A 17,799-nucleotide genomic window follows, 5' to 3' on the forward strand; every position below is an offset into this window, starting at 1 on the left:
CGATCGCGGGTTGCAAGGCCCTTGTTTGCGAAGGACGAAGGGCTCATATTGTGGGCAGGCATGCTGGAGCTCCGCAGCGGCGCCCGGGTCGACAACCCCGACACCGTGTTCACATCGGAGCTTGTAAGAGGAAACTATGGCTGACCTTCGTAACTACCAAAGCCGCGTGCAAACCGGCGAGATGATCGATCAGGGCCTGCGCAGCTACATGCTCAAGGTCTACAACCTGATGGCACTCGGTCTGGCGATCACTGGTTTGGCCGCCTACTTCGCATTCACGTTCGCCGTCTCCGATGGCCAGCTGACCGCCTTCGGCGCAGCAATCTACACGAGCCCGCTGAAGTGGATCGTGATTTTTGCTCCGCTCGCAATGGTGTTCTTCCTGAGCTTTAGGATCAATAGCATGAGCGTATCCGCCGCGCAGACGACCTTCGCGGTCTATGCAGCGCTGGTTGGATTGTCGCTCTCGTCGGTCTTCCTGATCTACACGGGCCAGAGCGTCGTTCAGACCTTCTTCGTCACGGCCGCCTCCTTCGGCGCGCTGTCGATCTATGGCTACTCGACCAAGCGCGATCTGTCGGCGATGGGTTCGTTCCTGATCATGGGTCTTTTCGGCCTGATCATCGCCTCGATCGTCAACATCTTCCTGGCATCGTCTGCCATGCAGTTTGCGATCTCGGTGATCGGTGTCCTGATCTTCGCAGGCCTGACCGCCTACGATACTCAGCGCATCAAGGAAATGTACTACGAAGCCGACGACGCAGCCGTGTCGGGCCGCAAGGCCATCATGGGCGCCCTGACGCTCTACCTCGACTTCATCAACCTCTTCATGTTCCTCCTGCAGTTCATGGGCAACCGCAAGTAAGAGGAATGAACAATCGGAAAAGGCGGCTTCGGCCGCCTTTTTTGTTGCGCGACGTTCCGGCGAATGATCTGAAGTCTCGTCTTCATCAATTGCCGGCCTGTTCGAATGCCTGTTTCCATCCGCGACGTATCACCTTCCGATCTCGGTGCTGTGACCGCCATCTACAGCGAGGCCGTGCTGAATGGCGTCGCAAGTTACGAAATAGCTCCACCGACAGAGGCGGAGATGGCAGCACGGTTCTCGGCGATCACCGGTCAGCATTATCCCTACATTGCAGCAGTCGATGAGGCGGACAGCTTGCTGGGCTACGCCTACGCATCGGCATTTCGCACGCGCCCTGCCTATCGATGGATGGTCGAGGATTCGATCTATCTGGCCCCTGAGGCGCGTGGGCGCGGAATCGGCAAGATGCTTCTGGAGGAGATCGTGAAGCGGTGCGCAGCGCTTGGTTTTCGCCAGATGACCGCGGTGATCGGTGGCGCCCACCCGGCCTCTATTACGCTCCACAAGGCGGTGGGCTTCCAGGAAGCAGGCCTGCTCAAGGGTACAGGCTACAAGCACGGACGTTGGCTGGATACGATGATCATGCAGCGCGTCCTTGGCGACGGCACGGCATCAGAACCTGACCTGGATGCTTACCCCGGCAGTCTCTTCAGGGAGTGAGCGCCCTCACGTCTCAACGAGCTTGAGGGTCTTGTTGAAGACCTTCAGAACCTGCGGCAGCTCGTGTCCGCGCTTCAGAATGACGCCGTGCGTGTTGACCACCGAGAACGCGCCCTGCTTTGCGGCCAGCTTCGGGTTCTTCTCGATACGGAAAAGCGGCATCTCGCCGGAACGCTTGAACACCGAAAAGACCGCGCGGTCCTTCAGGTGGTCGATCGCATAGTCCCGCCATTCGCCTTCACCGACCATCCGGCCGTAGATCCAAAGGATCGCATCGAGTTCGCGGCGATGAAAGGTGACCGGAAGCGGATCCTTGCTCTGCTTGTATTCCTTGAGATCCACGATTGGGGAACTGCTGTCGGCTGTCCGGCTCTCGCCGTGCCGCAAATCCGGCTGATCTGTCATCAGGTCTCCCAGGGCCTCCGCTTGTGACAGGAGAATGACAGTTTGCCTTAGCGTTTACAAATTGCAAGCGGCCGGCCGGTCACATTAAGCATACTCTGTGCAATCTCCCGAGCGCCGTAATTCAGTCAAAACAGCGCCTCATTTGCAAGGGAAATTCCCCCCAACGCGCTGCGGGTCATCAAGATTCGCTGCAAAATCAACACTGCGCATCGCCTCACCTGATTCGAAGGCAATGTGAAAGTTTGGCGCCAGCGCGCCAAAGGGCCCGGCTGACCGTATCGACCTTAACCCCAGCCCCGAATACGATCAGCCGGGCCGCCCCGTTTTCCACCTGCCAAAGCAGGTGAAACTCTTCAGATGTTCTTGCCAGCCATGATGACCGTCGCGCCAAGAATTGCCGACGGCGTTCCATCCACGGTAGAAGACTGTAGAAGAATCGCGCAACCTTCAAGATCAGGCTTCTGCATGACATTGGCGGGTAGCGTCAAGCTCGTTTCCTTGCCATCCCACATACCGACCGTTTCAACGTCGGTCACGCTGTTCAGATAGGCAATCTTCTGGCCGCTGTTTTCGCCCTTTTCGACATCGATCGTCTTCTCGCGATCGAAATAGACCATCACGACGTTGGCTTTCCCTGGCCCGGCACCGATTTTGATCTCCAGCTCGTCATCTTTGATGCGAGCGTTGACAGGCACCGTCAGGCCTTTGCCTTCGGTGACAAAGCTATCGAGCTTGCTAGTAATGCCGTTGAGATCGGCGCCCGCCACATGATCACGACCGTTGACCACGACCTGCGGCGTATAGACGTTGCTGCGCCCCATCGTGCGCGCGTAGCCATACTGACGTTCGGTGTTTTCCTTCGAACTCAGGGTATCGGCCCAGCCGAGGTAATTCCAGTAATCGACGTGATAGGCGAGGGCAATCACGTCGCCGCGCTCTACCAGCTTGCGGAAAGCGGCATCAGCCGGCGGACAGGATGAACATCCCTGAGCGGTAAAGAGCTCGACAACGCCTTTCGGCGCATCTTGCGCAAAAAGCGGACCCGCAAGGGCCACGCCTGCAATCAGCGAAATCAAAAACCGCGCGGACATTCACCTGCACCTTTTTCTTCAGCACCCGACAGTCCAGCTAAATGACTGCAGGTTCCGATTTATGAACGTAGAGATAGTCGCTCCCGATCCAAACGAAAAGTCACGAACGGGTGAGACGGGGCTCCTGCAAGCAACGCCGAAACACATCGTCGTGAGCCGCGCGGTCAATACCGCCAGCGCAAGCAAAAGCCGCCGGAAATCTCTCTCCGGCGGCCATTATCACTGATAGCAGTTAAAAATCAGGCGGCGAGGTCGCGAAGAACCGTCTGCAGGATGCCGCCGTTGTTGAGGTAGATGACCTCGTCGAGCGTATCGACGCGCGACAAGAGCGGCACTTCCTTCACGGAACCGTCGCCATAGGTGATCTTGGCGATCTTCTTCTCGCGTGGCTTGATGTTCTCGAGACCTTCGATGGTGACGATTTCGTCGCCCTTCAGGCCGAGGCTTGCCCAAGTCGTTCCCTCTTCGAAGACGAAGGGGATGACACCCATGCCGACCAGGTTCGAGCGGTGGATACGCTCGAAGGACTGCGCGATCACGGCCTTGACGCCGAGCAGGTTGGTGCCCTTCGCCGCCCAGTCACGGGACGAGCCGTTGCCGTATTCGACACCTGCGAAGATGACGAGCGGAACGCCTTCGGCCTTGTACTGCATGGCCGCGTCGTAGATCGATTCCTCTTCCTTCGACGGGTAATGGATGGTGTAGCCACCTTCCTTGCCGTTCGGGCCGAGCATGTGGTTGCGAATGCGGATGTTGGCAAAGGTGCCGCGCATCATCACTTCATGGTTGCCACGACGCGTGCCGTACTGGTTGAAGTCAGCAACGCCGACATTGTTCTCAAGCAGGTAAGCACCGGCCGGAGACGCAGCCTTGATCGAACCGGCCGGCGAAATGTGGTCGGTGGTGATCTTGTCGCCGAAGAGGCCGAGAACGCGCGCACCCTTGATGTCGGAAATGCCCGAGCCGGTCTTGCCCATGCCCACGAAGTAAGGCGGGTTCTGCACGTAGGTCGACTTGTCGTCCCAGGCGTAGGTCTGCCCGGCCGGCACGTTGACGGCCTGCCAGTTTTCGTCGCCCTTGAACACGTCTGCGTACTTCGTTTCGTAAAGTTCGCGGGTGACGTACTTCTGGATGAACTCCTGCACTTCGTGCGAGGTCGGCCAGATGTCCTTGAGGTAGACAGGGTTGCCGTTCTGGTCTTCACCGATCGGCTCCTTGGTCAGGTCCTTCTGGACCGTACCGGCAAGCGCATAGGCGACGACGAGCGGCGGGGAGGCTAGGTAGTTCGCCTGAACGTCGGGCGAGATACGACCTTCGAAGTTACGGTTACCGGACAGAACGCCCGAAACGATCAGGCCCTTGTCGTTGATCGTCTTCGAGATCGGCGCCGGCAGCGGACCGGAGTTGCCGATGCAGGTCGTGCAGCCGAAGCCGACGAGGTTGAAGCCGAGCTTGTCGAGATCGGCCTGCAGGCCGGACTTCGCCAGATATTCACCGACGACCTGAGATCCTGGTGCCAGCGAGGTCTTCACCCACGGCTTAGTCTTCAGGCCCTTGGCAACGGCGTTGCGAGCGAGAAGGCCTGCGGCGATCAGAACCGACGGGTTCGAGGTGTTGGTGCAGGAGGTGATGGCAGCGATCGCCACGTCGCCGTGGCCGAGATCGAAGTCGGTGCCGTCGACCGCATAGCGGTTCGACAACTGGCCGGGCTTCTTGTAATCGGCATCCATCGAGCCGGCGAAACCGGACGCGATGTTCTCGAGCGGGATGCGACCTTCCGGACGCTTCGGGCCGGCCATGGCGGGCACGACGTCGCCGAGATCGAGTTCCAGCGTGTCGGTGAAGACGAGGTCGGAGCCGTCGCCTTCGCGCCACATGCCCTGAGCCTTGGAGTAGGCTTCAACCAGCGCAATGCGTTCCTTGGTGCGGCCCGACATGTTGAGGTAGTTGATGGTTTCGCCGTCAACCGGGAAGAAGCCGCAGGTCGCGCCGTATTCCGGACCCATGTTGCCGATGGTCGCGCGGTCGGCGAGCGGCATGTTGTCCATGCCAGGGCCGAAGAATTCGACGAACTTGGAGACAACGCCCTTCTTGCGCAGCATCTGCACGACCATCAGCACGAGGTCGGTCGCCGTGACGCCTTCCTTGAGCTTGCCGGTGAGCTTGAAGCCGATAACTTCAGGCAGGAGCATCGAGACCGGCTGGCCGAGCATGGCCGCTTCCGCTTCGATCCCGCCGACGCCCCAGCCGAGAACGCCGAGACCATTGATCATCGTCGTGTGGCTGTCGGTGCCGACGCAGGTATCGGGATAAGCGATGGTCTCGCCATCCTCTTCCTTCGTCCAGACGGTCTGGCCGAGATATTCGAGGTTGACCTGGTGACAGATGCCGGTGCCCGGAGGAACGACGCGGAAATTCTTGAACGCCTGCTGGCCCCACTTCAGGAAGCGGTAGCGCTCGCCGTTGCGCTGGTACTCCAGCTCGACGTTCTTGGCGAATGCCTGCGGCGTGCCGAATTCGTCAACGATGACGGAGTGGTCGATCACGAGGTCGACGGGAACCAGCGGATTGATCTTCTCGGGGTCGCCACCGAGCGACACCATCGCGTCGCGCATCGCGGCCAGGTCGACGACGGCGGGAACGCCGGTGAAGTCCTGCATCAGAACGCGCGCCGGGCGATAGGCGATTTCGTTTTCGACAGTGCCCTTGTTGTTCAGCCATTCGGCAACGCCGAGGATGTGTTCCTTGGTGACGGACTGGCCGTCTTCGAAGCGCAGCAGGTTCTCGAGCAGAACCTTCATCGAATAGGGAAGCTTCGAAACGCCCGGCAGGCCATTCGCTTCAGCCTTGGGAAGGCTGAAATACACGTAGTCCTTACCGTCCACGGTGAGCGTGGAACGACAATTGAAGCTGTCAAGAGATTTAGACACGAGATACCCCGTTTCTGATAGCGAACACAATTGTGCGGACGCCTATGCACGTAATGCACATCAGGATGCGGGTACGGCCATTTCCGCTGTCCGCACATGAAGTTTGACCTCATGTTCGGCGCTAGGATGAAATTCACGCCGACCGCTGGCGTGGTTGCGGGTCTTATAGATAATTTCTAAGAAAGGTGCCAGAGAGTGCGTGACCCATTTCGGATTTTTTTGCATTGCGATGACTGAAAAATTAAACCCCTCAAAAGTCACGGATCTTGCCGCCGCCAATCTCGCTGCGCGCCGGGGCGAAGACCTGATTTTCGAGGGTGTGTCCTTTCACCTGAGATCAGGCGAAGCGCTGGTTTTGACAGGAAAAAATGGATCAGGAAAGTCAACTTTACTACGTGTCGTAGCCGGTCTCTTACGACCGGAGACCGGCACAGTGACGGTGACTGATTCGGAAGGGCAAGCGGAAAGCCACGTCGGCGAGGTCAGCCACTATCTTGGCCACCGCAACGCCATGAAAAGCGAACTGACAGTCGCGGAAAACCTCGGCTTCTGGCGCGAGTTTCTTGGCGGCAACGACGCCGCGACGCTGTCAATCGAGGAGGCTGCCGAGGCGGTTGGCCTTGCCGGCATCACCCACCTACCCTTCGGCTACCTCTCCGCCGGACAGCAACGTCGTTTCGGCTTCGCCAAGCTTCTCGTCGCCTACCGACCGATCTGGATCCTCGATGAACCGACCGCCGCACTGGACACCAGCGCCGATCGGCTGTTTTCGGACCTTATAGACGCCCATCGGCAAGGTGGCGGCATCGTCCTTGCGGCGACGCATCAACCATTGGGGCTGACGGATGCGCGGGAATTGCGGATGACCGGGTTTTCCGGAGTAGATGCAGGAGTTTGGGAATAATGACCGTGTTTGTGGGAAACACCCCTCCCCAACCCCTCCCCACGAGGGGGAGGGGCTCCACCGCCGCCTCCACCTCGCACAATGGAAACCTCTCAACAGATGCCAACGCCGCCTGCAGCCCTGTGACATCGCTCCAGCCAGGCCCCTCCTCCTCGTGGGGAGGGGTTGGGGAGGGGTCTTTCTCGACAAGCATAGAGCCTGCAACATGACCGCTCTTCTCCTGCGTGACATCAAGCTCTCCATTCGCGCCGGCGGCGGCGCGCTCATCGGCGTGTTGTTCTTCCTCACGGTCGTCGCGGTCATCCCCTTCGGCGTCGGGCCGGACCTTGCCCTGCTGTCGCGCATCGGGCCGGCGATCGTCTGGATCGGTGCACTTCTCGCAGCACTCCTCGGCCTTGACCGGTTGTTTCAGGCGGAGCGCGACGACGGCGCGCTGGATCTGATGCTGATGCATGAGACGCCCCTGGTGCTGACGGTATTGATCAAGTGCCTAGCCCACTGGATCGCCACCAGCCTGCCGCTGGTCATCGCCTCGCCGCTGCTCGGCCTGTTCATGAACATGAGCGAGACCGCGATCGGCGCCACCATGTTGACGCTGCTGGTCGGGACGCCGGCCATCACCTTCATTGGCGCTGTCGGCGCCGCAGTCGCGGTCGCCTTGCCTCGTGGCGGGCTTCTGGTCTCGATCCTGGTGCTGCCGCTGACGATCCCGGTGCTGATCTTCGGCGTCAGCGCTACTTACGCGGCTGTCGAAGGACCCTCGCCCTTCCTGCCGCCCTTCCTGATCCTGATCGCGCTGACGCTGTTCTTTGCTGTCATCGGCCCTGCGGCGGCCGCCCTTGCGCTGCGCAACACATCGGATTGATTGCTCGCTCGATTGCGGCAAACGGCAGATCGCGCTAAGGAGACGGCATGACCGAAAGCAGCCTGGCCATCACCAAATTCAGCGATCTTGCCAACCCGACGCGGTTCCTGGCGCTCGCTGCCCGCCTCATTCCGTGGATGGCTGGCATTACGGCCCTCTGTTTTATCGTGGGGCTGTATCTCAGCTTCACGACCGAGGGCGACTACCAGCAGGGCGAAACGGTCCGCATCATGTATATCCACGTGCCGGCCGCCTGGCTGTCGATGATGGGTTACACGATCATGAGCATCTCGGCGATCGGCACGCTCGTCTGGCGCCATCCGCTAGCCGACGTTTCCGCCAAGGCTGCAGCCCCACTCGGCGCCGCCTTCACGCTGATCGCACTCGTCACCGGTTCGCTCTGGGGTAAGCCGATGTGGGGCACGTGGTGGGTCTGGGATGCAAGGCTCACCTCCGTCTTCATCCTCTTCCTGATGTATCTCGGCCTGATCGCGCTCAACCGCGCCATGGACGATCCGTCGAAGGCCGCCCGCGTCAGCGCCGTGCTGATCCTCGTCGGCTTCGTCAACATCCCGATCATCAAGTTCTCGGTCGACTGGTGGAACACGCTGCACCAGTCGGCGAGCGTCCTGCGCCTCGACGGTCCGGCGATCGACCCGGAATTCCTGCGCCCGCTGCTCGTCATGGCGGTCGCCTTCACCATGCTGTTCCTGACGCTGCATGTCATGGCTATCCGCAACGAGATCTGGCGCCGCCGCATCGCGGCGCAGCGCCGGCTTGCCGCTCGCCTTGCAAGCCGCGAGGCATAAGGCCGATGACGCACGCATTCTATGTCTACAGCTCCTATGCCTTCGCCGCCGCGATCAGCATCGCCGTGACGCTCTGGACCTGGCTCGACGGCCGCGCGCGCTGCCGGGAACTGACAGCGCTCGAGGCATCGGGAATCCGTCGCCGTTCGGCACGCGCCAAGGATACGAAATGACTGACACTCCTGACGCCACGCCGCGCAAGCGCGGCTTCGGGCGCTATGCCTTCGCCCTGATCCCTCTCATCGTCTTTGGCGGCATCGCTGCCATCGCGGGGAAGATGCTCTACGACCAGGACGTACACGGCAAAGACATTTCCGAGATCCCGTCGGCGCTCCTCGGAACCAAGGCTCCGTCACTGGATCTGCCGCCGCTTGAAGGCGCCAATCTGCCGGCGCTGACAGACGCCAGCATCAAGGGCAAGCTGACGCTGGTCAACGTCTTTGCTTCCTGGTGCATCCCTTGTCGCGAGGAACATCCGATCCTCAAGAAGCTGGCCGGTGATAGCCGACTCAATATCGTTGCCATCAATTACAAGGACAAGAACGACAACGCGCTGCGTTTCCTCGGCGAACTCGGCAATCCCTACAAGGCGATCGGCATCGATCCCAAGGGACAGGCCGCAATCGACTGGGGCGTCTATGGCATCCCGGAAAGCTATCTGGTCGGACCGGACGGAACGATCCTCTACAAGCGCGTGGGCCCGTTTGACGACATCAGCCTGAAGGAAGGGCTGTTTCCTGCTATCGAGAAGGCGTTGGGCAAGCCGGCCTCGTAAGACGCTTGTTCCACGCGAAGGCGTGGCCGGGATGTGCGTCTAGCCTAAACTCCGACCGCGCTCTGCCACGTCTTCACCGCCTCCAGCGGCCAGACCAGCATCAGCACGTTGAGCGTCAGGTTGTCCCGGATCATGTAGCCGGTGAATATCTCGAAGAAGATAGCGATCGCCACCGTCAGCGCCACCGGCGCCCGGGAGGCGAAGAAGAAGCCAAGCACCATGAACACCGTGTCCATCGCCGAATTCAGAATGCTGTCGCCGTAATAATCGAGCGAGATCGTTGCTGTGCGGTAGCGGTCGATGATGATCGGCGAGTTCTCCAGCAGCTCCCAGCCGGACTCGATGACCAGCGCCAGCAGCAGTCGCGCCGCGATCGGCTTGCCGCGCAGAAGAAGATGCGTGATGCCGTAGAAGATGAAGCCGTGGATGATGTGCGACGGCGTGTACCAGTCGGAGATATGCTGCGAATTGCCGCTGGAATTCACCGTTCCTTCCCACAGCTTGATATAGCCGCAGGTGCAGATCGGCGTCCGGCCCATCATGTATTCAGCGATGATCTGGATCAGCAGAACCGCAAGGCATGCGACGAACCAGAAGCTCTGATGCTTTGCTCTCTCAGCCGTATCCAGTGCTGTCACTTCTCCGTCTCTCCCTCCGGCGCCAGCGTATGCTTCATGATCAGCGGCATCTGCGCAAGCGTGAAGATGATGGTAATCGGCATCGTTCCCCAGACTTTGAAGGCCACCCAGGCATCATCGGAGAAATTGCGCCACACGACCTCGTTGAGCACGGCAAGAAACAGGAAGAAGACACCCCAACGGATAGTAAGCTTGCGCCAACCGTCGGCATCGAGCTGGAACGCGGCGTTGAAGACATAGCCGAGCAACGACTTGCCGAACAGCAGCCCACCGAGCAGCGTGAAACCGAATAGCGCATTGATGATGGTCGGCTTCATCTTGATGAAGGTCTCATCCTGCAGATAGATCGACAGAGAGCCGAACACCAGCACGACGATGCCCGAGACGAAGGGCATGATCGGCAGATGGCGCAGCACGATCTTCGAGATCACCAGCGAAATCACCGTCGCCGCCATGAACAGCGCGGTGGCGACAAACAGCGGACCACCAAGGGTCGCCAGAACAGGGAATTTCTCGACCAGCCATGGCCCACGCAGATTGGCGAAGAAGAAGATGAGCAGGGGCCCGAGTTCCAGCGCCAGCTTCAGCATCGGATGATGCTTGTCGGCAGCCGAAGGGGTGATATCGCTTTCGGTCGTCATTCTATCTCAAATCCGTTCTTCGTCGCAGACGCTTGCGCGCCGTTGCGGGCATATGTGTGGCATCAATAGCCTTATACGGCAATGGCTCCGGCCCGATCAGGCGCGCGCATCCCCGAGGCCCGCGATCGCATGGGCGAAATCCTCGGCCTCGAACGGCTCCAGATCGTCCACGCCCTCGCCGACGCCGATGAAATAGACAGGCAGTTTGTGCTTGGCCGAGATGGCGACAAGAATGCCGCCGCGTGCCGTGCCGTCGAGCTTGGTCATGATCAGGCCGTTGACGCCGGCGACGTTGCGGAAGATCTCGACCTGGTTCAGCGCGTTCTGTCCCGTGGTGGCGTCAAGCGTCTGCAGCACGGTATGCGGCGCATCCGGATCGAGCTTGCCGAGCACGCGCACGATCTTTTCCAGCTCGGCCATTAGCTCCGCCTTGTTCTGCAAGCGCCCGGCGGTATCGATGATCAGCACGTCGCATTTCTTTGCCTTCGCCTGCTCGAAGGCGTCATAGGCAAGGCCCGCGGCATCAGCGCCGAGCTTGGTGCCGATGAATTCCGACTTGGTGCGCTCAGCCCAGATCTTCAGCTGTTCGATCGCCGCCGCACGGAACGTGTCGCCGGCAGCGACCATGACCTTCAGCCCGGCGCCGGAAAGCTTTGCGGCCAGCTTGCCAATTGTCGTCGTCTTGCCGGTGCCGTTGACGCCGACGACGAGGATGACATGCGGCTTGTGGCTGAGATCGAGCTGCAGAGGCTTGGCCACAGGCTTCAACACCTTGGCGATCTCGCTCGCCATGATACGGCTCACATCCTCGCCCGACACATCCTTGCCGTAGCGCTCGGACGCCAGCGTATCGGTGACGCGCATGGCGGTTTCAACTCCGAGATCTGCCTGGATCAGCAGGTCCTCAAGATCCTGCAGCGTGTCATCATCAAGCTTGCGCTTGGTGAACAGCGCCGAGATCTGGCCGGTCAGCTGCGAGGAGGTACGGGCAAGCCCGGCACGCAGGCGCTGGAACCAGGAGAGCTTGGCGGGCGGCACGATGGCGACGGGTTCGGGAGCCGGGCCGGTTGCGAAGCCCTTGGGGAGGATGGGAGCATCGACGGAGGCTGGTTCGGCGGCGGCGGCGGCGGTGGCCTCCCCCCCTTCCCTGCCGGGCATCCCCCCCACAGGTGGGGGGAGACTCGTGGCGGCGTCTTGTTCGGCACCATCGGCTTCATGCTTGGCAAGGTCAGCGTTGGGCTCATCAAACGCGCGAAGCGCCTCGTCAGACGCAAGACCAGTTTCCGCCTGCGGGGCATCGGTTGGCCCGTCCGGTTCCCTTGCGTCCTCGCCATCATCGACTGGCTGGCTAAGGTCGAGCTCCAGGTCCGTCCCCCCACCTGTGGCGGGGATGGCCGGCAAGCCAGGGGGGGTATCCACCGGCGCAACAGGTTCCACCTCCGCCTCGGCCCCCAGCCATTCCAGCGGCACCAGGCCAACATCGCTCACCGCAAGCTCGGTCGGCAGATCCTCGGAAACGTCGTCTTCGCCCGCATCCTCGCTATCGGCTGATGGCCCGCCTGCCGTGTCCATCTCCTCCGGCAGCACCGGATCAGCGGCGACAGGCAGGTCGTCGATGGGCGTGGGAGGCGCCGATGCCATCACATCGGCAGCCGCCGACACTTCCGCGACCGGCTCGACCGCAACCGCCGCGGTTTTCGTCTCGACCGCGTCCGGCGCCTTCTCTTCCGCCGATTTGTCGGGGCCGAAGGTGAAGACCTTTTTGATGAAGCTGAACGCCATGAGAATTCCGTCAGGTCAGGCCGCGTCGGCGGCCGTCAGTTGCATGTCGAGATGCTTGCCGTTGTGGCCGACGATATCGACCTCGACCAGCGCGCGGGGGCTCAGCCCCGGCGCTGCGACAAGCGTGAAGTTTTCCGTATGCGCCAGTCCGTTGTTTTCCACCAGCAGCCATTGCCGCGTGCCGACCATGCGATCGAGATGGGACTGATGCAGCATATGTCCAGTGGCGCGCAGCCGTGCCGCCCGCTCCTTGATGAGCCGCCGGTCGAGCTGCGGCATCCGTGCCGCCGGCGTTCCCGGTCGCGGGCTGTAGGGGAAGACGTGCAGATGCGCGATCCGCGCGTCCTCGGCGAGCCTCACGGCATTGCCGAACATCTCTTCCGTCTCGGTCGGGAACCCGGCGATCATGTCGGCGCCGATCGAGATCTCCGGCCGGAGCCTGCGGACCTCGTTGACGAAATTGAGCGCATCGGCGCTGGAATGCCGCCGCTTCATCCGCTTAAGGATCATGTCGTCGCCGTGCTGCAGGGACAGGTGAAGATGCGGCATGAACCGCGCTTCCTGGGCGATCAGATCCAGCAGATGCTTGTCCGCCTCGATGCTATCGATCGATGAAAGCCGAAGACGACGAATATCGGGCACCTGCTTCAACAGCGTCTTCGCCAGCAACCCGAGCGTCGGCTCGCCCGGCAGGTCGGTGCCGTAGCTGGTGGCGTCCACACCCGTCAGCACGATCTCGCGATAGCCGCTCTCTACAAGCTTGCGCGCCTGATCGACGACGGCGCCCATCGGCACCGAGCGCGAATTGCCGCGGCCATAGGGGATAATGCAGAAGGTGCAGCGATGGTCGCAGCCGTTTTGGACCTGGATGAAGGCACGCACGTGACCGTCGATGTGCTTGACCATCTGCGGCGCGGTGGCCTTGACGCTCATGATATCGTTGACGCGCAGCTTCTCTTCGGCCGAGACGCCGAAATCCGGCAGCGCGCGATAGTTGGCGCTCTTAAGCTTCTCTTCGTTGCCGAGCACCGCATCAACCTCCGCCATGCCGGCGAAGGTTTCCTTCTCGGTCTGCGCGGCGCAGCCGGTGACGATGATGCGAGCATGAGGATTGTCGCGCCGCGCACGGCGGATCGCCTGCCGAGCCTGACGGACAGCCTCGCCGGTAACGGCGCATGTATTGACAAGGATGGCATTGTTGAGCCCGGCTTTTTCCGCCTCGGCCCGCATCACTTCGGATTCGTAGGTATTGAGACGACAGCCGAAGGTGATGACCTCGACCCCGCTCACTTGGCTTCCGCCCCCGGAGCCTCGACCGCCTCATCGCGCTGCCACGCGCCGGTCACGGGATCGACGGTGCCGGACCATTCCCATTCGGCAGGACCCGTCATGACGACATGGTCGTCCTGCCGCCATTCGATGACAAGCGGCTGCCGGCTTGGCGCGGAAGCGACGTCGATCGTGACCTTGCGCCCGGTGCGGCCGGTGCGTGCGGCGGAGACCCCGGCGGCGCAGGCAGCCGAACCGCAGGCAAGCGTCAACCCGGCGCCGCGCTCCCAGGTGCGGGTGCGCAGGCTTGAGTCCGAGGTGACCTGCGCCAGCGTGATGTTGGCCTTCTCAGGAAACATCGGGTGATTTTCGAGCAGCGGTCCGAAGCGCTCCAGATCGAAGCTCATCGGATCCTTGTCGACCCAGAAGATCGCATGCGGATTGCCCATCGACATGGCCGATGGAGAATGCAACACCGGGTTGTCGATCGGCCCAATCTGCAACTCGATGCGGCTGGTATCGAAAAACTCTTCCGACAGTGGGATCTGGTCCCACTGGAACACCGGCCTGCCCATGTCGACCGAGATTGTCCCGTCCTCGTGCTCGACGGCATTCAGGATGCCGGCGACAGTCTGGAAGGTGAAGACCTTCTTGCCGGTCTCGGCGGCCAGCGCCTGCACGACGCAGCGCGTGCCGTTGCCACATGCCTGCGCCTTGGTGCCGTCGCAGTTGAGGATATCGATCCAGGCATCGGTGCCTTCGGCCTTCGGATCATGGATCGCCATGATCTGGTCGAACTGCGTATCTTCAGCCGCATTGAGCGCAATCGCCGCCTCGGGCGTCACCTTGTCCGTGCGTCCGCGCATATCGACGACTAGGATCTTGTTGCCAAGCCCGTTCATCTTCGCGAATTCGACCGTTGCGCTCATTGGTTTCTTTTCCATGTGTGTTTGGGCTGTATATGGCGGAAATGCGGGGGAATTACCAGTGGGTCATGGGCCTGAGCGCCGGCCTCATATTTAAGAATGATCGCAACTATCTGGCGCTTTTACTGACTTCGAGGCATTCTGTGGCTGCGGATGCGTGCTTTTGGCCATGGGAGGATTGCCGATGCGCTGCTTCACGGTACTTGGACCGTCACAGACGGGAAAGACGACGCTTGTCGCAAAGCTTGCCTCGCTCGAGGGGACACCCAGAAAATCAGTCTCACCCTACGGATCGAGCCTCACCGAGTTCGAGTTCAAGAACGAAACGTGGTGCGCGATCGACACCCCCGGAGCGAACGAGGCTCTGGCTCTCGCGCAGGATTCTCTGCTGGTGAGCGATGCTTGTATTCTTTGCATCTCGCCAACACCCGATGATGCCGTTCTTGCCGCCCCCTATCTGCGCGCGATCGAAGCCTCCGGCACGCCCTGCCTGATCTTCATCAATCGGATGGATGAACCACGGGGCCGGTTGCGCGATGTCATTGCCGCGCTCCAGACCTATTCCAATCATCCGCTGGTGTTGCGACAGGTTCCGATCCGCGAAGGCGATACCGTTGTCGGCAGCTGCGACCTAATTTCGGAGAGAGCCTGGCGCTACCGCGAAGGACAGCCATCGGCCCTGATCGAATTGCCCAAGGATGTTTTCGAGCGTGAGCACGAAGCCCGCACCGAAATGCTGGAACAGCTTTCCGAGTTCGACGACTGGTTGCTGGAAGAGTTGGTTGAGGATCGCGCCCCCGCGAGTGACACGCTGTTTACGATCTCCGCCCGCATTCTCAAGGAAAACAGAGTCATTCCGGTCTTGTTCGGCGCGGCATCGCATAGCAACGGCATCAAGCGCCTGATGAAGGCCCTGCGTCACGAATCGCCTCCGGTCGCAGCTCTCCAAGCCAGGCTCGCCGCGAGCGCGTCGCCCAAGGACGCGTCCCTTGCCGCCGTGAGCTTTCATGCATACTACAAGGCCAATGTCGGCAAGACCGTGCTGGCACGCGCGTTGACGGACGGCGTTAAGCAGGGCGCTTCGCTCGGCGGCGGCAATCTCGGCCCCTTACAGGAGGCCGGAAGCGGTAAACCGATCGCTGGAAACGTGCCGGTCGGTGGTATCTTCGGCGCGCTGAAATCGGATCATCTGCCCGCACCCGCTCTCTTTACGCAGGCCGCAATTATAGAAGCGCCGGACTGGACCACGCCGCCCACACCAATGCTGGAAAGAATTCTCATTCCAGGTAATGAACGTGACGAAACCAAGCTCTCGGCGACACTCACGAAGCTGGCGGAAACCGATCGCGGCCTCAAGGTGATGCAGGAAGAAGGGACCGGCGCGGCGCTGATCTGCGCGCAGGGACCGGTCCATCTGCGCGACCTCCGCAAGACTCTGTCCGAGGTCTTCAAGGTCGAAGTGTCGGATCGCGCACCGAACCCAGTCTATCGGGAAACCATCTCGAAGCCGTCCGACGTCCACTATCGGCATCGAAAGCAGACAGGTGGAGCGGGACAATTCGCCGACGTACAGCTGAGTGTCCAGCCGAACGAGCGTGGACACGGCTTTACCTTCGGCGAGAACGTGAAAGGCGGCACCGTCCCGCGCAATTACATACCGGCGGTGGAGGCCGGGGCGCGCGAGGCGATGGAGAAGGGCCCTCTCGGCTTTCAGGTTGTCGATGTCGACGTGACACTCACCGACGGCCAATACCATTCCGTGGACAGTTCCGATTTCGCCTTCCGCGCAGCGGCGAAGATGGGTGTCAAGCAGGCCCTTTCACAAGCGTCCGCTGTTTTGATGCAGCCGGTCGTGCGCGTGGAGATCCACATTCCGTCGATCTTTTCGGGCGGCCTGATCGCGCTCGTCTCCTCGCTCAAGGGGCAGGTGCTCGGCTTCGATCGAGACGAGAACGCCAAGGGCTGGGATATATTTCGAGCACTCATTCCGGGCGCCGCGCTGGATGAACTGGCCCGCTCGCTCCGCTCCGCGACGCAAGGGATCGGCCATTTCTCCAAGACCTTCGACCATTTCGAAGAGCTTTACGGCAAGGAGGCCGATGTCATCATCAATACTCACGGCTCGGGAGCGCACGCGCACTGACGATCATGCCGGCGGCACATTGAATACTTCGCCGGCCCTGAGCGGCCGAAAACGATCGGGCGCAACATTGTGTTCGCTCATCGCGGCCTGCAGCGCCTTGACCGGTGCATCGATCGCTTCGTCGGTCAGCTGGAACGTCCCAAAATGATGGCCGGCCACATGCGCTGCGTTCGCCAGCCGCATTCCCATGACCGCCTCTTTCGGGTTTTGATGCTGTCCGCGCATGAACCAGCGCGGCTCATATGCACCGAACGGGAGAATGGCGAGACGAAATTCACCATACTTTTGTTGTGCCGTCCTGTAATTGGCGCCACCGTGGAAGCCTGTATCTCCCACGTGGTAGATTCGACCCGCCGACGTCGACAGCACGAAAGCCGCCCAGAGCGCCATGCGGCGATCCCTCGTGCCGCGCGCCGACCAGTGATGTGCCGGCTCGGCATTGATGCCGATTCCGGCAAACGGGATTTGGTCGCCCCAATCCATTGCGGTTACCTGCATGTCCGGCACCGCGCGGCGAATGATCGTATCGTTGCCGAGGGGGGTGACGACCTGCGGCCGGTGTTTCGCCTGCAGTCGCCGGAGCGTCGCTACATCGAGATGATCGTAGTGGTTATGCGAAACGAGCACGAGATCGATTGGCGGCAGGTCCTCGAACGCGATGCCCGGCGGCACGACACGCTTCGGCCCGGCGAATGCCAGGGGGCTGGCACGGTCCGACCAAACCGGATCCGTCAGGATATTAAGCCCTGCGACCTGAACCAGCAGCGTGGCGTGGCCGATCATAGTCACCCTCAGATCGTCACCGCCGACACGCAAATCCGGCTTTGTCTCCACGAACGGGCTCGGAACCGACTTCGGCCAGCGATCGCGCCCGCCGCCGAACTGCCATCGCATCAGATCGCGAAAACCGAGAGGCTCGATGCCGCCGGGATTAAAGAAGTGCGTACCGTCGAAGTGATCGGAGACAGGTCCCTGATAGTAAGGATTGCGTCGTTTGGCCGTGGGCATCCGGGAACGTTTCCGTTGTAGGGGATGCTGATCTGGGATCGGGCGCGCGGTTTTGAAAGACCGAAACACCGTCTTTTCTCGGCTT

General features: G+C 61.1%; 17 protein-coding genes. 8 read left to right on the forward strand and 9 right to left on the reverse strand.

What is annotated here, in order from left to right; genetic code table 11:
- Nucleotides 1-136 precede the first annotated feature (136 nt).
- Together A6U87_RS27610 and A6U87_RS27615 are read left to right on the forward strand one after the other, a co-directional pair.
- On the forward strand, nt 137-865 hold the full coding sequence (locus A6U87_RS27610; protein ID WP_065694512.1) for a Bax inhibitor-1/YccA family protein: 729 nt from the start codon (nt 137-139) through the stop codon (nt 863-865).
- A gap of 105 nt (nt 866-970) precedes the next feature.
- Nucleotides 971-1,528 (forward strand): GNAT family N-acetyltransferase, encoded by a 558-nt coding sequence (locus A6U87_RS27615; protein WP_065694513.1) that lies wholly within the window; start codon nt 971-973, stop codon nt 1,526-1,528.
- Between the two features lie 6 nt (nt 1,529-1,534).
- On the opposite strand, the gene A6U87_RS27620 is transcribed toward A6U87_RS27615, so the two are convergent.
- The 3 genes from A6U87_RS27620 to acnA all read right to left on the reverse strand — a co-directional run bounded on the left by A6U87_RS27620 (nt 1,535) and on the right by acnA (nt 5,954).
- Nucleotides 1,535-1,933: a DUF2794 domain-containing protein gene (locus tag A6U87_RS27620; protein ID WP_065694514.1), complete on the reverse strand. Its 399-nt coding sequence runs from the start codon at nt 1,931-1,933 to the stop codon at nt 1,535-1,537.
- A gap of 353 nt (nt 1,934-2,286) precedes the next feature.
- On the reverse strand, nt 2,287-3,024 hold the full coding sequence (locus tag A6U87_RS27625) for a thioredoxin family protein (protein WP_065694515.1): 738 nt from the start codon (nt 3,022-3,024) through the stop codon (nt 2,287-2,289).
- Between the two features lie 239 nt (nt 3,025-3,263).
- Complete coding sequence (acnA, locus tag A6U87_RS27630) at nt 3,264-5,954, reverse strand: aconitate hydratase AcnA (protein WP_065694516.1); 2,691 nt, start codon at nt 5,952-5,954, stop codon at nt 3,264-3,266.
- 229 nt (nt 5,955-6,183) lie between these two features.
- On the opposite strand from acnA, the gene ccmA reads away from it, so the two are divergent.
- The 5 genes from ccmA to A6U87_RS27655 all read left to right on the forward strand — a co-directional run bounded on the left by ccmA (nt 6,184) and on the right by A6U87_RS27655 (nt 9,307).
- Complete coding sequence (gene ccmA, locus A6U87_RS27635; RefSeq protein ID WP_065694517.1) at nt 6,184-6,858, forward strand: heme ABC exporter ATP-binding protein CcmA; 675 nt, start codon at nt 6,184-6,186, stop codon at nt 6,856-6,858.
- A gap of 205 nt (nt 6,859-7,063) precedes the next feature.
- Nucleotides 7,064-7,723 (forward strand): heme exporter protein CcmB, encoded by a 660-nt coding sequence (ccmB, locus tag A6U87_RS27640; RefSeq protein WP_065694518.1) that lies wholly within the window; start codon nt 7,064-7,066, stop codon nt 7,721-7,723.
- A 47-nt stretch (nt 7,724-7,770) separates the two neighbouring features.
- Nucleotides 7,771-8,532 (forward strand): heme ABC transporter permease, encoded by a 762-nt coding sequence (locus A6U87_RS27645; RefSeq protein WP_065694519.1) that lies wholly within the window; start codon nt 7,771-7,773, stop codon nt 8,530-8,532.
- Between the two features lie 5 nt (nt 8,533-8,537).
- Nucleotides 8,538-8,705 (forward strand): heme exporter protein CcmD, encoded by a 168-nt coding sequence (gene ccmD / locus A6U87_RS27650; protein WP_065694520.1) that lies wholly within the window; start codon nt 8,538-8,540, stop codon nt 8,703-8,705.
- The gene (locus A6U87_RS27655; RefSeq protein WP_065694521.1) at nt 8,702-9,307 is read left to right on the forward strand and encodes a DsbE family thiol:disulfide interchange protein; all 606 of its coding nucleotides are present in this window, start codon (nt 8,702-8,704) and stop codon (nt 9,305-9,307) included. Before ccmD ends, A6U87_RS27655 begins: the two co-directional genes overlap by 4 nt.
- A 44-nt stretch (nt 9,308-9,351) precedes the next feature.
- Here A6U87_RS27655 and A6U87_RS27660 read toward each other — a convergent pair whose 3' ends face one another.
- The 5 genes from A6U87_RS27660 to dapF all read right to left on the reverse strand — a co-directional run bounded on the left by A6U87_RS27660 (nt 9,352) and on the right by dapF (nt 14,566).
- Nucleotides 9,352-9,945, reverse strand: coding sequence for a DUF2585 domain-containing protein (locus A6U87_RS27660; protein ID WP_065694522.1), 594 nt, complete (start codon nt 9,943-9,945; stop codon nt 9,352-9,354).
- Nucleotides 9,942-10,586, reverse strand: coding sequence for a septation protein A (locus tag A6U87_RS27665; RefSeq protein ID WP_065694523.1), 645 nt, complete (start codon nt 10,584-10,586; stop codon nt 9,942-9,944). Before A6U87_RS27665 ends, A6U87_RS27660 begins: the two co-directional genes overlap by 4 nt.
- 96 nt (nt 10,587-10,682) lie before the next feature.
- Complete coding sequence (gene ftsY / locus A6U87_RS27670; RefSeq protein WP_065694524.1) at nt 10,683-12,368, reverse strand: signal recognition particle-docking protein FtsY; 1,686 nt, start codon at nt 12,366-12,368, stop codon at nt 10,683-10,685.
- A gap of 15 nt (nt 12,369-12,383) precedes the next feature.
- Complete coding sequence (gene mtaB / locus A6U87_RS27675) at nt 12,384-13,658, reverse strand: tRNA (N(6)-L-threonylcarbamoyladenosine(37)-C(2))-methylthiotransferase MtaB (RefSeq protein WP_065694525.1); 1,275 nt, start codon at nt 13,656-13,658, stop codon at nt 12,384-12,386.
- On the reverse strand, nt 13,655-14,566 hold the full coding sequence (gene dapF / locus A6U87_RS27680; RefSeq protein ID WP_065694526.1) for a diaminopimelate epimerase: 912 nt from the start codon (nt 14,564-14,566) through the stop codon (nt 13,655-13,657). The genes mtaB and dapF overlap by 4 nt, the downstream gene beginning before the upstream one ends.
- 181 nt (nt 14,567-14,747) lie before the next feature.
- Here dapF and A6U87_RS27685 point away from each other — a divergent pair, with 181 nt between their 5' ends.
- Nucleotides 14,748-16,706, forward strand: coding sequence for an elongation factor G (locus A6U87_RS27685; protein WP_065694527.1), 1,959 nt, complete (start codon nt 14,748-14,750; stop codon nt 16,704-16,706).
- 3 nt (nt 16,707-16,709) lie between these two features.
- On the opposite strand, the gene A6U87_RS27690 is transcribed toward A6U87_RS27685, so the two are convergent.
- Nucleotides 16,710-17,714: an MBL fold metallo-hydrolase gene (locus A6U87_RS27690; protein WP_065694528.1), complete on the reverse strand. Its 1,005-nt coding sequence runs from the start codon at nt 17,712-17,714 to the stop codon at nt 16,710-16,712.
- Nucleotides 17,715-17,799 lie beyond the last annotated feature (85 nt).

This window comes from Rhizobium sp. AC44/96, from assembly GCF_001692185.1.
Classification (GTDB): domain Bacteria; phylum Pseudomonadota; class Alphaproteobacteria; order Rhizobiales; family Rhizobiaceae; genus Rhizobium.

Coding starts and splice junctions, on each gene's coding strand:
- A6U87_RS27665 (WP_065694523.1), bottom strand. CDS start 10,586: ATGACGACCGAAAGCGATATCACCCCTTCGGCTGCCGACAAGCATCAT.
- ftsY (WP_065694524.1), bottom strand. CDS start 12,368: ATGGCGTTCAGCTTCATCAAAAAGGTCTTCACCTTCGGCCCCGACAAA.
- A6U87_RS27655 (WP_065694521.1), top strand. CDS start 8,702: ATGACTGACACTCCTGACGCCACGCCGCGCAAGCGCGGCTTCGGGCGC.
- A6U87_RS27610 (WP_065694512.1), top strand. CDS start 137: ATGGCTGACCTTCGTAACTACCAAAGCCGCGTGCAAACCGGCGAGATG.
- A6U87_RS27690 (WP_065694528.1), bottom strand. CDS start 17,714: ATGCCCACGGCCAAACGACGCAATCCTTACTATCAGGGACCTGTCTCC.
- A6U87_RS27685 (WP_065694527.1), top strand. CDS start 14,748: ATGCGCTGCTTCACGGTACTTGGACCGTCACAGACGGGAAAGACGACG.
- ccmB (WP_065694518.1), top strand. CDS start 7,064: ATGACCGCTCTTCTCCTGCGTGACATCAAGCTCTCCATTCGCGCCGGC.
- A6U87_RS27645 (WP_065694519.1), top strand. CDS start 7,771: ATGACCGAAAGCAGCCTGGCCATCACCAAATTCAGCGATCTTGCCAAC.
- ccmA (WP_065694517.1), top strand. CDS start 6,184: ATGACTGAAAAATTAAACCCCTCAAAAGTCACGGATCTTGCCGCCGCC.
- A6U87_RS27625 (WP_065694515.1), bottom strand. CDS start 3,024: ATGTCCGCGCGGTTTTTGATTTCGCTGATTGCAGGCGTGGCCCTTGCG.
- A6U87_RS27615 (WP_065694513.1), top strand. CDS start 971: ATGCCTGTTTCCATCCGCGACGTATCACCTTCCGATCTCGGTGCTGTG.
- dapF (WP_065694526.1), bottom strand. CDS start 14,566: ATGAGCGCAACGGTCGAATTCGCGAAGATGAACGGGCTTGGCAACAAG.
- ccmD (WP_065694520.1), top strand. CDS start 8,538: ATGACGCACGCATTCTATGTCTACAGCTCCTATGCCTTCGCCGCCGCG.
- A6U87_RS27620 (WP_065694514.1), bottom strand. CDS start 1,933: ATGACAGATCAGCCGGATTTGCGGCACGGCGAGAGCCGGACAGCCGAC.